Below are 12,430 nucleotides of genomic sequence, written 5' to 3'. Positions count from 1 at the left end.
GGATACACCCGGGCGGCCCGAGGCGGAAGGGGCTCGCGGACTCTCGCCGCTGTGCGCAGAGTGGGCACATGAGCACCCCGACCTTCCCCCAGGCCCCGTCCGACCCGTCGCAACCCGCTCCCTCGGAACCCACCGCTCCCCACCCCGCCGAGCCGACCGCTCCGACGCCGGCGGAGCCCACCATCCCCCTCCCGCCCGAGACGGAACCGGCACCCGCGGCGGCCTCGGACTCGTCGGCCGGGGCGTTCGCGAGCACCCAGGACGACGCGACGGGATCGGCGGAGATGGATGCCGACAACGCCGCGGAACAGGACGTCGTCGACGCCGTCGACCCCGGCGGACAGCCCGACTGACTCCGTGAGACGAGAAGAGGGGCGGCGCCGCACGGCACCGCCCCTCTTCTCGTCTCCGCGTGGGCTCACGGGTTTCCGCGGGTCCACAGCAGCAGGATGGCCACGGCCTGGAGCACGAGGCATCCGACCAGGATCGCCGTGCGACGTCGCGGAGTGGACGACCAGCGCTCGTCACCGAGCAGAGGCGCCATCGGCATGAGCAGGCGGAACGTACTCTGCTGGGGCAGGAAGACCGCGAAGATGTACACGCCGTAGCTGAAGCCGTACGCGACGACCATGAGGCCGAGCTTGCGGACGGGGCGCGACCACATGAGTGCCGCGAAAGCGACGATCAACGCGATGACGAGGATGATGCCGACGACACCCAGGTGCGTACCCGCCTGACGGAACCAGGGGGTGAAGGGCGTGAACTCGTCGTTGCCGACGTAGTCCAGCCACCAGCCGAGCTCGGTGCGGATGTAGGCGTTGTGCGTGCCCGTGACGTACTGAGCGATGTGGTTCCACGACAGGCCCGCGACGGCGATCACGAGACCGGATGCCATGAGAGAGAGCCACTCGCGCATCGGGAACGGATCGACCTTGCGGCGGAAGAACCGCACGAGGAACACGATGCCGAGGGCCAGACCCAGAGCCAGGACTCCCGGGCGGGTGTACGCCGTGATGAGGCCGATCGGCAGGATCCAGAGGTAGCGCCGTTTGATCGCGAGCAGCATGCCCGCGAACATCAGCAGCATGAACAGGCCCTCGCTGTAGCCGATGACGAAGAGGAACGACATCGGTGCGAAGGAGAAGAAGACGACGGCCCACCACGCGGGCTGGGGCTTGGTGACCGTGCGCATGAGCACGAACAGCAGCCAGGTGGCGCCCAGGCTGGCCCCGAGGCTCAGCAGCACGGCGACCGGCTGCCAGCCGAGCCCGGTGGCGCCCGAGATCACGCGGACCAGGGTGGGGAACACCGGGAGGAAGGCCCAGTTGTTGGGGAGGATGTCGCCCGACACGTTCATCGGCAGCGACATCGGGTACCCCTGCGCGGCGATCTGACCGTATCGGTCGGCATCCCAGCCGGTGAGGTAGTCGAAGAACGTGCCGAGGCGCTCGCTGTCGGGACCGAAGCCCCAGCGTGCGGCCTTCGCGATCGAATAGAAGCCCCACAGCATGCCGAAGTTGACCACGCGGGCGATGGCCCACAGGATCAGCACCTTCGTGAAGGCACCGCGCTCGAGGGGGACGATGCCCTCGGGCTTGCGGAGGACGTCGCTGGCGTACTGGCGCACGGAACGACCCAGGCGCGAATCTCGCAGACGGTCGAGACGACTCGGTCGTGCGACGACGCGCGACGGACGCGTCGGGGAGGCAAGCTCGCTCGGCGGTGCGCTCACTCGGAACCTTTCACAGGGGGAAGATGTGGGCGAGTGACGACGGTGTCTGGCCCGGACAAGTGCAGTTGGGGAGGATCGTACCGGATGAAACCGTGCGTTCCATCCGGTTGACTTTCGGGAAAATGCCCTGATCAGTGGGTGTCACCCACGAGCTTCAGCCCGACGACGCACCCCACCAGCCCCAGAACGAGCAGCACCTTGACCAGGGAGACGGTCTCGGTTCCGCTGACCATCGCGACCACGACCGTCAGCGCCGCACCGATCCCGACCCACACCGCGTACGCGGTACCCGTGGGGATCTCGCGCATCGCGAAGGCGAGACCGGCCATGGATGCAACGATCGCCACGCCGAAGACCACGCTCGGCCAGAGCTTGGTGAAACCCTCGCTACGGCCCAGGGCGGTGGCCCAGACGGCCTCGAGGATGCCGGACAGGATGAGGACGATCCACGACATGACTGTGCTCCTTGGCCAGTCTTGTCGCTGTCCGGGTACTGATCCCTCGTCCGGGGACGCGGAGGGCGTCCGACACCAGGGTAGCGAGCGCACCTGGGCGGGACCCGGGCACCCCGTGCCATCGCTGCTTCCGCTGCCGCCTCGGCATCCGCCCCTCGCCCTAGGGAGCAACGCATAAACGCTTCTCGCGCACATAAACGCGCTCTGCTCGCGTTTCTACGTGCCGGTCGCGTTTATGCGCGAGGTGGGGCGGCAGACGGGAACCCCGCGAAGGACGGGACGCCGGGGTGCCGGCATCCGGGATCAGATCAAGAAGAGGGATGCCGAGTCGGGATTGTGCGCGTGCACGAGGACGCCGAAGACCACCGCGTCGAAGAGGAGGTGCACCGTCACGACGTACCCGAGCGAGCGGGTCTTGAGGAAGAGGAAGCCCTGCACGATGGCGAAGGGGATCGTCAGCAGCGGCCCCCACGCCTGGTAGCCGAGCTCCCACAGGAACGAGACGAACACGATGGCCTGCAGCAGGTTGGCGGTGAGGTCGGGGAAGTGGCGACGCAGCAGCACGAAGACCGTGCAGATGAAGAAGAGCTCGTCCCAGATGCCGACCGCCCCCACACCGACGAAGAGACGGGCGATGAGGTCGGGTGTGGTCACCTCGGGCCAGTTGCGGTAGACGCCCGAGGTGATGAAGTAGAACGGCAGGATCAGGTAGCCCAGCACGATGACGCCGCCGAGCCACGCCCACTGCCACCAGGTCCAGCGGCCCCCGCCGCGCCAGGGGAAGCGGATCGCGTTGTCGCGGTAGACGAAGCGCGAGATCACGTACGGCACCACGACCGCGCCGCCGAGAGCGAGCGTGAAGCGCACGAAAGCGGCATTGTCGAGCTCGGCGTGCAGAGGAATCAGGCTGACGATGAACTGGCCGATCGCGACGAGCGAGATGTCGCGGGCGATGCTCGGTTCCTCGCTCCGGGCCACGGCGACACCGTTGCGCCGATCGACGAGGATCGCGGATGCCACGGCCAGGGCGAGCAGGATCCAGCCCAGCCAGACGATCTGGACGACGAACAGCACCGGGGCGGCGAGGCACACCAGCAGCGCCGGGATCAGCTTCGGCGTCCACGTGGAACGCTCGCGCACCGGCACCGCGGTGTGCGCGGTCACGGCGAGACCCGCGTGTAGGTCAGGTCGCGGATGTCGCGCCCGACCCGCAGCCCCTTGCGTTCGAAGGCGGTCAGCACGCGCCCGTCGAAGCGGTCGGCCCACTCCCCCGCGAACGCCCGCTCGAAGCCGGGGGCCTCGTCGAGCACGGCGCGCATCTGGTCGGCGTAGTCCTGCCAGTCGGTGGCCAGGCGCAGAGTGCCGCCGGGGCGCAGGGCCTGCGCGGCGATCCGCGCGAAGTCGGGGGCGACGAGGCGACGCTTGGTGTGCTTGTTCTTGTGCCAGGGATCGGGGAAGAAGACCCAGAGCTCGTCGACGGATGCCGCCGGCAGCAGATGTTCGAGGGCCTCGGGGGCGTTGGCCTCGACGAGGCGCAGGTTCTTCACCCCCTCGCGGTCGGCGTCGAGCATGGTGCGGGCGAGCCCCGCGGTGAACACCTCGACGGCGAGGAAGTCGCTGTCGGGATCGGCGGAGGCGGCCGAGACGATCTGGTGGCCCTGGCCCGAGCCGATCTCGACCACGAGGCGCGCGGTGCGGCCGTAGACCTCGGCCGGATCGATCGCGGTGCCCGCCTTCACACTGGTCGTGGCGGCGGCACGCTCGACGGGGAGCAGGTAGAACGGCGAGAGTTCCGCCCACGCGCGATCCTGCGCCTCCGACATGCGACCGCTGCGGCGTACGAACGACACCGGCTTGTCGCGGAAGACGGGGGCGGAGTCCATGTCCCCCAGGCTATCCGCCGCGTGAGGGGCCACTTTCTGTCGCCCAGACGACGCGGAGGCGACCGATTCCGACCCCTCACGCGAGAGCGCGCGCTTGCGGCCGCTCACGGGACGGTCACGAAATCGATGAGTTCCTCGACGCGGCCGAGCAGAGCCGGTTCGAGGTCGCGGAAGGTGGTGACCTTCGACAGGATGTGCTGCCACGCACGGGCGGTGTCGGCCTGCTCCTCGGCGGGCCACCCGAGGGCACGGCACACGCCGACCTTCCACTCGATGCCCCGCGGCACCTCGGGCCAGGCGGCGATGCCGAGCGCTCGGGGCGTGACGCACTGCCAGACGTCGACGAAGGGGTGGCCGACGATGCGCACGTGCGCTCCGTGCCGGCCGCGCGCGATCTTCTCGGCGATGCGCGACTCCTTGGAGTTCGGCACGAGGTGGTCCACGAGCACGCCGTAGCGTCGCTCGGCGGTGGGCGGCTCGGCATCCAGGGTCTGCTCGAGAAGGTCGACGCCCTCGAGGAATTCCACCACGACCCCTTCGGCGCGGAGGTCTGCCCCCCACACCTTCTCGACGAGCTCGGCGTCGTGCTTGCCCTCGACGAAGATGCGGCTCGCGCGGGCGGTGCGGGCGCGCTGGTCCGCGACGGCGAAGGATCCGGATGCCGTCCGCGTGCGCCCCTTCGAAGCGGCGGCGGGAGCCTTCAGCACCACCGGCTTGCCGTCGACGAGGAAGCCTCCGCCGAGCGGGAACAGGCGGCGCTTGCCGAAGCGGTCTTCGAGCTCGACGTTCATGCCGTCGATGCGGGTCACCGCACCGACGAAGCCGTCGCCCGCGATCTCCACGACCAGGTCGGCGGATGCCGCGACCTCGGCGGGCTTTATGCGTCCGGCGTCGCGCCAGCCGCGGGCAAGCACGTCCGTTCCGTAACGGTCGTCCATGGTGTACCTCCGAGCGTCCGAGCCTAGGCGGCGCACGCGTGCGCTCACAGCGGACGCGCCGCTCCCACCCCGGTGTCAGCGGTCGTTTATAGGGTGGAGACATCCGGCAACCGAAGGGGACTGCATGCGAAAGCCGACCGTGCTGCACACGATCACGGTGCTGCTGCTCGCGTTCGTCGGAATCCTGGTCGCTCCCCTGAGCGCCGCAGCGATCCCCCCGCCCACGCTGGGTTCGAGCTACGTGCTCGACCAGGCGGGCGTCCTCACCGACGCGCAAGAAGCCGAGGTGCAGCGGCGCCTGCTGACACTGTCGGAGCAGACCGGACTCGACCTCTGGGTCGCCTACGTCGACGGTTTCCAGAGCCCCACCGGCGCCGACGACTGGGCGAACGAGACCGCCAACCTCAACCGACTCGGACCCAACCAGTACCTGTTGGCCGTGGCGATCGAGGGCGACACCTTCGAGTACTACCTCTCGGGAGACGTCGACGCGGGCGGGATCTCGGCGGCCCAGCTCGCCTCCATCGAACAGGACCGTGTGCAACCGGCGCTCGAAGCCGGCGACGACGCCGGTGCGGCGGTCGCCGCCGCCGACGGCCTGCGCACCGCGCACGCGCAGGCGGGTGGCAACATGCCCGACCCTCCCCCGACTCCCGCCACGCAGAACGGCCCGGCGATCGTGCCGATCGTGCTCGTCGGTGTGCTGTTGCTCGCGATCGCCGCCGCCCTCGTCTGGTTGGCCGTGCGCCGCCGTCGCCGGGCGACGGCTTCCGGGGCGGACGCCGCCCCGACCGAGAGCATCGACGATCTCTCCCGTCGCGCCGGTTCCGCTCTCGTGGCCGTCGACGACGCCGTCAAGACCAGCGAGCAAGAGCTCGGATTCGCCCGCGCGCAATTCGGTGACGAGGCCGCAGCGCCCTTCCGCGAGGTGCTCGCCCAGGCTCAGTCCGACCTCGACCGGGCGTTCTCGATCCAGCAGCAGCTGGACGACAGCACCCCCGAGACCCCCGAGCAGCAGAGGGCGGGCTACACCGAGATCCTGCGGCTGTGCGCAGCTGCCGACGAGGCGCTGGATGCCAAGGCAGCCGCCTTCGACGAGTTGCGCGCCCTCGAGGCCGACGCGCCGGGAGCCCTCGCCGTGACCCGCCGGCAGCACGCGACGATCGCCGAGGCCCTCAGCGCGGCGGAGGCCGGGCTCGCGCGCCTGACCGAGCGCTTCAGCGATGACGCGCTCTCCACCGTCGCCGACAACCCGGCCCAGGCCCGAGCCCGCCTCGAGCTGGCGAGCACCCAAGAGGCGGCCGCCGAGGCGGCTCTCGCCGCGGGGCGCACCGGAGAAGCGGCGGTCGCGATCCGTGCCGCCCAGGCGGCAGTCGCCCAGGCCGACACCCTCGAGCAAGCGGTGAGCGCTCTGGAATCGGCCCTGGCCGAGGCACAGCAGCGCGCTTCGGCTCTCGTCGCAGAGATCGAGGGCGACCTCGCAGCGGCCTCTCAACTGCCCGATCCCGAGGGACGCATCACGGCGGCGGCGACCTCCGCACGGTCGCAGCTCGACGACGCGCACGGCGCGCTCTCGGCCCCGCGTCCGAACCCGATGCGGGCGGTCCAGACGCTGCAACAGGCGAACGCCACGATCGACGCGGTGCTCGACGAGGCCCGCGACGCGGCCGAGCGTCGTCGCCGCGCCGAGAGCCAGCTCGACACGACGCTGGCGCAGGCGCGCGCACAGGTGCGCGCGACCGAGGATTTCATCTCCGCACGCCGGGGAGCCGTCGGAGCGACAGCACGCACGCGTCTCGCCGAGGCGGGCGCGGCCCTTGTACAGGCCGAGCAGCTACGTACCGCCGACCCCGTCGCAGCCCTCACCGCCGCCCAGCGCGCGGCGCAGCTCGCGGCGGACGCCGACTCCGCCGCGCAGAGCGACGTCGGGGCCTTCGGCGGCGGAGCCGGCGGGGGCGGCGGGGGCGGCGGCGACATGATGGGCGCGATCCTCGGCGGCATCGCCGTGAACGCCATCCTCGGCGGCGGGCGTTCTCGCGGCGGTTTCGGGGGCGGCGGCCTCGGTGGCCTGGGCGGCCTCGGCGGTTTCGGCGGAGGGTTCTCCGGCGGCGGCGGGCGCTCGCGCGGCGGCGGCTTCGGCGGCGGGTTCTCCGGCGGCGGCCGCTCCCGCAGCGGGGGCGGCGGCGGCTTCTCGGGCGGCGGGCGCAGCCGCGCCGGCGGTGGACGGGGGTCGCGCCGCTAGTCCACCCCTCGCGGTATCGCCGCGCCATCACAGACAATTCGTAGAATCCGCCACCAGACTCGACACCGTCTCCCTCAGGAAGGAACACCCCGCATGGCCAAGCAGTCCATCTTCGGTCGCATCCAGACCCTCGTCCGCGCGAATGTCAACGCGCTCCTCGACCAGGCCGAGGACCCGCAGAAGATGCTCGACCAGCTCGTCCGCGACTACTCGAACTCGATCGCCGACGCGGAGTCGGCCATCGCCGAGACCATCGGAAACCTCCGTCTGCTCGAGCGCGACCACCAGGAAGACGTCCAGGCGGCAGCCGAGTGGGGCAACAAGGCCCTCGCCGCCAGCCGCAAGGGCGACGAACTGCGCGCCGGCGGCAACCTGAGCGAAGCCGACAAGTTCGACAACCTCGCCAAGATCGCCCTGCAGCGTCAGATCACCGCCGAGGGAGAGGCCAAGGCCGCCGCTCCCACGATCGCCGCCCAGACCGAGGTCGTCGACAAGCTCAAAGACGGCCTGAACGGCATGAAGACCAAGCTCGAGCAGCTCAAGGCCAAGCGCAACGAGCTCACCGCTCGCGCCAAGGTCGCCGAGGCGCAGAACAAGGTGCACGACGCCGTCAAGTCGATCGACGTGCTCGACCCGACGAGCGAGCTCGGCCGCTTCGAAGACAAGATCCGCCGCCAGGAGGCCCTCGCCGCCGGCAAGCAGGAGCTCGCCGCCTCGAGCATCGACGCGCAGTTCAACGCTCTCGAAGACGTCGGAGAGCTCACCGAGGTCGAAGCCCGTCTCGCGGCCCTGAAGGTCGGCGGTCCGCAGCGCGCGGCCATCGACGCGCCCAGCCCCGACCAGGTCTGATCCACGACCGCGAGTGCACCGCCCGATCGGTCGGGCGGTGCACTCGTATCTCTCGGTGAGGGGAACCGCCATGACCCGATTCATCGTCGCCCCGCAGTGGCAGGGCTCGTCCTCCGCTCGGGCGATGCAGCTCGTCGACGGCGCCGAAGCCATCGCCGGCGATCTGCCGCGTGCGTCGACGACCCTCCTCGACCCCCCGGCCGAAGCCGGCGACGCCCAGGGCACCCGTGTGCAGCGCCACAGCGCGCTCGTGCGCATGCGTGAGCGCATCGAGGAAGCCGTGCGGGCGTCCGACGAGCCCGCCATCGTCGTGGGCGGCGACTGCGGAGTCGCGCTGGGAGCCGTCTCGGCGATCGCGGGAGACGACCTCGCCGTCGTGTGGATCGACGCCCATCCCGACCTGAACACCCCCGACTCCTCCCCCAGCGGAGCGTTCACGGGCATGGCGCTGCGGGCGATCGCCGGCGAGGGCGAGACGCTCCTCCGCCTCGATCCCGGCATCGCGCCCTCGCGCCTCGTGCTGGTCGCCACCCGCGCCTGGGATCCCGAAGAAGAGGCGTTCGTCGCCGCTCACGGGATCACCGTGATCCGCGCCGACGAGCTCGCCTCCTCCGATGCGGTGGCCGACGCCGTCGCCGCCACCGGAGCGGCTCGTGTGCACGTGCACATCGACCTCGACGCGCTCGACCCCGCCGACATCGGCGGCATCGCCCAGGCCGTACCCTTCGGCGCTCGGACGGCCGAGGTCGTGGCATCCCTTCGTCGTCTGCGCGAGCGGGTGCCGCTCGCGGGAGCCACGCTGACCGAGTTCGCCCCCTCGACCCCGGCCGCCGCCGTCGACGACCTCGGGACGATCCTGCGACTGATCGGAGCCCTCGCATGAGCCCCCTCCCGCCGCCCCCGGCGGGCTGGCGCGAACGAGCCGACGAAGCGGTGGCGCGCGGGCGACGGTTCGATCGCTTCATCCCCGGCGTCCTGCTCGACTCCCCCCTCAGCCGCGTCGGCTACTGGTACGGCTGCACCGTCGGGTGGGTGTGGGGATCGCTCTGGAGCACCGGCCGCATCGAGAAGCGCCGAGGCCTGTGGGTGTTCCGCGGCCTACCGGCGTGGGCGTTTCCTCGCGGGGGCGTGTGCGTGGGCGGCTGCTTCCTCACCGGCGACGACCGCCCGACCGACACCGTGCTCGGGCACGAGGCGGTCCACCAGCGACAGTGGCGCCGGTACGGCTTCCTCATGCCGCTGCTCTACGCCCTCGCCGGGCGCGATCCCCTTCGCAATCGGTTCGAGATCGAGGCGGGGCTCGTCGAGGGCAACTACGTCCGTCGCGGGAGCTGACGAGCGCCGGGGCGCAGGGCGTCTGCGGGGATAGGTCGTCGCGTCAGCGCGCGGTGGCGAGCCCGAAGCGCTCGGGCGTGTGGATGGCCTGGGCGTCGACGCCGTGACGCGTGACGAGGTCGTCCACGATCTCGGCCGTGCCGAGGTAGGCGCCGAGCAGGATGACGCGGGTCGCGTCGTCGTCGCAGCAGAGCATCTCGCCCGCCCAGCCCGAGACGGCGCGCGAAAGAGCCTCACCCGCCGCGCAGCCGCGGCCGGTGCCGGGGGCGCCGCCGCGACGCGAGCGGTCGAGCCAGGTGAGGGTCATGCGTGCGGGAGCCGCGATCGATCCGATCCACGACGCGTCGGGGACCTCGACGAACACGCGACCGGTCGAGCAGATCGGGAGCGTGGCGAGCAGGGCCTCGAGCTCGACGAGCGAAGTCTCGTCGGCCGTCACGAGATGCTGCACGCGCGTGTGCCGCGACGCGCGGCACGCGGCGGCGTTGTGCTCGGTGGGGATCGACATGATGACTCCACTATACCCGCGATGTAGGTATGCCTAACCTGTGTTCGAGCCCCGTATCTCGACATCGATACAACCCGAGGGGCCCTCAGCCGACCAGCACCTCGCGCAGCTCCTCGAGCTCGGCCTCGGTCATCCCCTTCGCGCGGAGGTAGCCCGCGGGCGAACCGAAGTCGCGGTCGACCCGGTGCAACAGCGCGCGCATGACCGGAGCGGGCGAGCGGGTCGCGAGGGCTTCGGCGTGGACGTTGTCGGGGTGCACGGCGCGGATCGCCGCGAGCACCCGGGCGTTTCGCTCCGCGGGCAGGAAGTCCTCGGTGCGGGCGTAATCGGCGATCACCGCCTCGCGGTCGACGCCGGCCGCGGCGAGCGCGATCGCGACCGTGACCCCGGTGCGGTCCTTGCCCACGGTGCAGTGCACGAGCACGGGCTGCGCCCGCAGGATGCCGCGGACCGCCGCCACCACCCGATCGGCGGAGTCGTCGATCAGGGCCGCGTACATCTCGTCGAGACTCAGGTCGCGCTCGAAGAACGACGCGACCGATCCGAGGAACAAGGGCTCGTGCTGGATCTCGACCGCGCCGTCGAGACGACTGGGCGCATGGGCGACCTCGGACTCGTCGCGGAGGTCGATCACGCGCCGGATGCCCAGGTCTCGCAGAGTCCGCGCGCCCTCATCGTCCACGGCGACGAGGTTGCCGGAGCGGTAGAGCACGCCCGAGCGCGTGCGCCGCTCTCCCGCGGGAAGCCCGCCGACGTCGCGGAAGTTCACCGCGCCCGAGACGAGCGTGCCGCTCACGCGGAGCCGTCCGCGTGCACGTGGGGCTCCCGCGGACTCGTCGTCGCCGGAGGCGCGGCATCCGGAGCGACGGTCGCCGCCGAGGACGCACGGGGCGGCACGGGGTAGCGACCCGCGATGGCGACACGGTTGAAGGCGTTGATGGCCACGAGCACCCAGCTGAGCGCGACGTATTCGGCCTCGCTCAGGATGCCGCCGGCCTGGTCGTACACCTCGTCGGGAACGCCGTCCTCATGGATGAAGGTGAACGACTCGGTCAGGGCGAGGGCGGCGCGCTCGCGCTCGTCGAAGACGCCCGACTCCCGCCACGTCGCGATCTGGGCGATGACGTCGGCGTCGAGCCCGGCCTTCACCGCCGCATCCACGTGCACGCGAACGCAGTAGGCGCACCCGTTGAGCTGCGAGGCGTGGATCTGCACGATCTCGCGCAGCCGCGCATCGATGCCGGCCCCGGCGGCGAGGCGACCGACGGTGGTCGAGAACGATCGCAGCGCGGCGTACGCCTCGGGAGCCGACTTCGACAGGTGCACGCGACGTTCTTCGCCCATGTCCACAGCCTACGGCGGCCCCGCGGGGTCGGGCGGGATCGGTGACGCCCCCGTGGCACGGCGGCGACGTCGGCGCCGCCGCGGTGACAGGCTGGTCCCATGCCCGAGCGCGACGAATTCTCGTTCCTCCCCGCCCAGGCGGCCGATCTGGGCCGCGAGCTCCCCCCGGTCGAACGCGTGCAGCTGCCCCTCGCCGACGGCCGCACCCTGAGCGGCCTGCGTTGGGGCGACGCTCCCCCGGCGGTCACGCTGCTGCACGGCGCCGGCTTGAACGCCCACACGTGGGACACGACCCTGCTGCATCTGGGTCTTCCCGCTCTCGCGCTCGATCTTCCCGGCCACGGCGACTCCTCGTGGCGCGACGACGCGGCGTACGTCGCGCGCGTCCTCGCCCCCGACGTCGTCACGGCGCTCGAGGAGTGGACGACGGGTCCGCAGGTGCTCGTGGGGCACTCGCTCGGCGGTCTCACGGCGGCCGCCGTCGCGGCATCCCGACCCGATCTGGTCTCGCGCCTCGCGATCGTCGACATCACGCCGGGGGTCGACCCGACCGCCGGCCCCGCGCAGATCCGCGCGTTCTTCGCCGGCCCCACCGACTGGGCGTCCCGCGAGGAGCTGGTGGAACGCGCCCTGTCGTTCGGGTTGGGCGGTTCGCCCGAGGCGGCGGCGCGCGGGGTCTTCCTGAACTCCCGGGTGCGCCCCGACGGCCGGGTGGAGTGGAAGCACCACTTCGCTCATCTCGCGGCGGCCGCCGCGAACGCCGGGGCCGATCCCACGACCCCGGATGCCGTGAGGGCCGTCCTGTCGGCGACCGGCTGGGACGACCTCGCCGAGGTCACGGCACCCGTCGCCCTCGTGCGCGGCGAGCGCGGATTCGTCACTCAGAGGGATGCCGAGGAGCTCGCGCAGCACGTGCCCGGGGTCGACGTCCACGTCCTGGCGACCGGGCACAATGCGCAGGAGGAGGACCCCCGGGGCCTGGCGCGTGTGATCCGATCGCTCGTCCCCTCTCCCTGATCCGGCCCCGGCGTCGCGTCATCGTGCGTCGCGCGCCGTCACAGAGCGCGTCGAGGGGAGACGGGTGAAAGTAGGCTGTTCCCACCCCTGCTCGGCATCCACAGCACCCTGATGCCTCGGCCTGCGA

Annotated in this window: 14 protein-coding genes and 1 riboswitch; of the genes, 6 read left to right on the top strand and 8 right to left on the bottom strand. The window is 71.4% G+C overall.

Annotated features, from left to right (window positions below; genetic code table 11):
* The first annotated feature begins 68 nt into the window (after nucleotides 1-68).
* Nucleotides 69-353 carry a hypothetical protein gene (locus J2X55_RS07290; protein ID WP_309822677.1) on the top strand — a complete coding sequence of 95 codons (285 nt, stop codon included), beginning with the start codon at nucleotides 69-71 and terminating at the stop codon, nucleotides 351-353.
* 65 nt (nucleotides 354-418) lie between these two features.
* On the opposite strand, the gene J2X55_RS07285 is transcribed toward J2X55_RS07290, so the two are convergent.
* The 5 genes from J2X55_RS07285 to J2X55_RS07265 all read right to left on the bottom strand — a co-directional run bounded on the left by J2X55_RS07285 (nucleotide 419) and on the right by J2X55_RS07265 (nucleotide 5,008).
* Nucleotides 419-1,732, bottom strand: coding sequence for a hypothetical protein (locus J2X55_RS07285; protein WP_309822676.1), 1,314 nt, complete (start codon nucleotides 1,730-1,732; stop codon nucleotides 419-421).
* Between the two features lie 131 nt (nucleotides 1,733-1,863).
* Complete coding sequence (locus J2X55_RS07280) at nucleotides 1,864-2,187, bottom strand: multidrug efflux SMR transporter (protein ID WP_210111041.1); 324 nt, start codon at nucleotides 2,185-2,187, stop codon at nucleotides 1,864-1,866.
* Nucleotides 2,188-2,197: 10 nt separating this feature from the next.
* Nucleotides 2,198-2,261: riboswitch (guanidine-III (ykkC-III) riboswitch) on the bottom strand.
* Between the two features lie 229 nt (nucleotides 2,262-2,490).
* Nucleotides 2,491-3,351 (bottom strand): CPBP family intramembrane glutamic endopeptidase, encoded by an 861-nt coding sequence (locus tag J2X55_RS07275; protein ID WP_309822672.1) that lies wholly within the window; start codon nucleotides 3,349-3,351, stop codon nucleotides 2,491-2,493.
* On the bottom strand, nucleotides 3,348-4,070 hold the full coding sequence (trmB, locus tag J2X55_RS07270) for a tRNA (guanosine(46)-N7)-methyltransferase TrmB (RefSeq protein ID WP_115920065.1): 723 nt from the start codon (nucleotides 4,068-4,070) through the stop codon (nucleotides 3,348-3,350). The genes J2X55_RS07275 and trmB overlap by 4 nt, the downstream gene beginning before the upstream one ends.
* Before the next feature lie 104 nt (nucleotides 4,071-4,174).
* A complete protein-coding gene (locus J2X55_RS07265) occupies nucleotides 4,175-5,008 on the bottom strand; it encodes a DUF3097 domain-containing protein (protein WP_115920063.1) in 834 nt (277 codons plus the stop codon).
* A gap of 124 nt (nucleotides 5,009-5,132) precedes the next feature.
* On the opposite strand from J2X55_RS07265, the gene J2X55_RS07260 reads away from it, so the two are divergent.
* From J2X55_RS07260 to J2X55_RS07245, 4 genes are all read left to right on the top strand, one after another.
* Nucleotides 5,133-7,250, top strand: coding sequence for a TPM domain-containing protein (locus tag J2X55_RS07260; protein ID WP_309822670.1), 2,118 nt, complete (start codon nucleotides 5,133-5,135; stop codon nucleotides 7,248-7,250).
* Between the two features lie 93 nt (nucleotides 7,251-7,343).
* The gene (locus tag J2X55_RS07255) at nucleotides 7,344-8,099 is read left to right on the top strand and encodes a PspA/IM30 family protein (protein WP_074694165.1); all 756 of its coding nucleotides are present in this window, start codon (nucleotides 7,344-7,346) and stop codon (nucleotides 8,097-8,099) included.
* A gap of 70 nt (nucleotides 8,100-8,169) precedes the next feature.
* Nucleotides 8,170-8,982 carry an arginase family protein gene (locus J2X55_RS07250; protein ID WP_309822667.1) on the top strand — a complete coding sequence of 271 codons (813 nt, stop codon included), beginning with the start codon at nucleotides 8,170-8,172 and terminating at the stop codon, nucleotides 8,980-8,982.
* Nucleotides 8,979-9,434: a Fe-S oxidoreductase gene (locus J2X55_RS07245; protein ID WP_115920059.1), complete on the top strand. Its 456-nt coding sequence runs from the start codon at nucleotides 8,979-8,981 to the stop codon at nucleotides 9,432-9,434. The genes J2X55_RS07250 and J2X55_RS07245 overlap by 4 nt, the downstream gene beginning before the upstream one ends.
* A gap of 43 nt (nucleotides 9,435-9,477) precedes the next feature.
* Here the strand turns inward: J2X55_RS07245 and J2X55_RS07240 are convergent, their stop codons facing one another.
* From J2X55_RS07240 to J2X55_RS07230, 3 genes are all read right to left on the bottom strand, one after another.
* On the bottom strand, nucleotides 9,478-9,942 hold the full coding sequence (locus tag J2X55_RS07240) for an SIP domain-containing protein (protein WP_115920057.1): 465 nt from the start codon (nucleotides 9,940-9,942) through the stop codon (nucleotides 9,478-9,480).
* 85 nt (nucleotides 9,943-10,027) lie between these two features.
* Nucleotides 10,028-10,738: a tyrosine-protein phosphatase gene (locus J2X55_RS07235; protein ID WP_309822663.1), complete on the bottom strand. Its 711-nt coding sequence runs from the start codon at nucleotides 10,736-10,738 to the stop codon at nucleotides 10,028-10,030.
* On the bottom strand, nucleotides 10,735-11,286 hold the full coding sequence (locus J2X55_RS07230; protein WP_309822661.1) for a carboxymuconolactone decarboxylase family protein: 552 nt from the start codon (nucleotides 11,284-11,286) through the stop codon (nucleotides 10,735-10,737). The genes J2X55_RS07235 and J2X55_RS07230 overlap by 4 nt, the downstream gene beginning before the upstream one ends.
* A 99-nt stretch (nucleotides 11,287-11,385) precedes the next feature.
* Between J2X55_RS07230 and J2X55_RS07225 the strand changes: the two genes are divergently transcribed.
* Nucleotides 11,386-12,303: an alpha/beta hydrolase gene (locus J2X55_RS07225; RefSeq protein WP_309822659.1), complete on the top strand. Its 918-nt coding sequence runs from the start codon at nucleotides 11,386-11,388 to the stop codon at nucleotides 12,301-12,303.
* The last annotated feature ends 127 nt before the right edge of the window (nucleotides 12,304-12,430 follow it).

The sequence above is a fragment of the Microbacterium sp. 1154 genome, from assembly GCF_031455375.1.
Taxonomy (GTDB): domain Bacteria; phylum Actinomycetota; class Actinomycetes; order Actinomycetales; family Microbacteriaceae; genus Microbacterium.
This window is presented reverse-complemented; position numbering and strand designations above follow the sequence as displayed.

What these genes read in the sequence shown, in the direction of transcription:
- J2X55_RS07290 (WP_309822677.1), top strand. Translation starts at nt 69, where the DNA reads ATGAGCACCCCGACCTTCCCCCAGGCCCCGTCCGACCCGTCGCAACCC.
- J2X55_RS07280 (WP_210111041.1), bottom strand. Translation starts at nt 2,187, where the DNA reads ATGTCGTGGATCGTCCTCATCCTGTCCGGCATCCTCGAGGCCGTCTGG.
- trmB (WP_115920065.1), bottom strand. Translation starts at nt 4,070, where the DNA reads ATGGACTCCGCCCCCGTCTTCCGCGACAAGCCGGTGTCGTTCGTACGC.
- J2X55_RS07265 (WP_115920063.1), bottom strand. Translation starts at nt 5,008, where the DNA reads ATGGACGACCGTTACGGAACGGACGTGCTTGCCCGCGGCTGGCGCGAC.
- J2X55_RS07260 (WP_309822670.1), top strand. Translation starts at nt 5,133, where the DNA reads ATGCGAAAGCCGACCGTGCTGCACACGATCACGGTGCTGCTGCTCGCG.
- J2X55_RS07255 (WP_074694165.1), top strand. Translation starts at nt 7,344, where the DNA reads ATGGCCAAGCAGTCCATCTTCGGTCGCATCCAGACCCTCGTCCGCGCG.
- J2X55_RS07250 (WP_309822667.1), top strand. Translation starts at nt 8,170, where the DNA reads ATGACCCGATTCATCGTCGCCCCGCAGTGGCAGGGCTCGTCCTCCGCT.
- J2X55_RS07245 (WP_115920059.1), top strand. Translation starts at nt 8,979, where the DNA reads ATGAGCCCCCTCCCGCCGCCCCCGGCGGGCTGGCGCGAACGAGCCGAC.
- J2X55_RS07240 (WP_115920057.1), bottom strand. Translation starts at nt 9,942, where the DNA reads ATGTCGATCCCCACCGAGCACAACGCCGCCGCGTGCCGCGCGTCGCGG.
- J2X55_RS07230 (WP_309822661.1), bottom strand. Translation starts at nt 11,286, where the DNA reads ATGGGCGAAGAACGTCGCGTGCACCTGTCGAAGTCGGCTCCCGAGGCG.
- J2X55_RS07225 (WP_309822659.1), top strand. Translation starts at nt 11,386, where the DNA reads ATGCCCGAGCGCGACGAATTCTCGTTCCTCCCCGCCCAGGCGGCCGAT.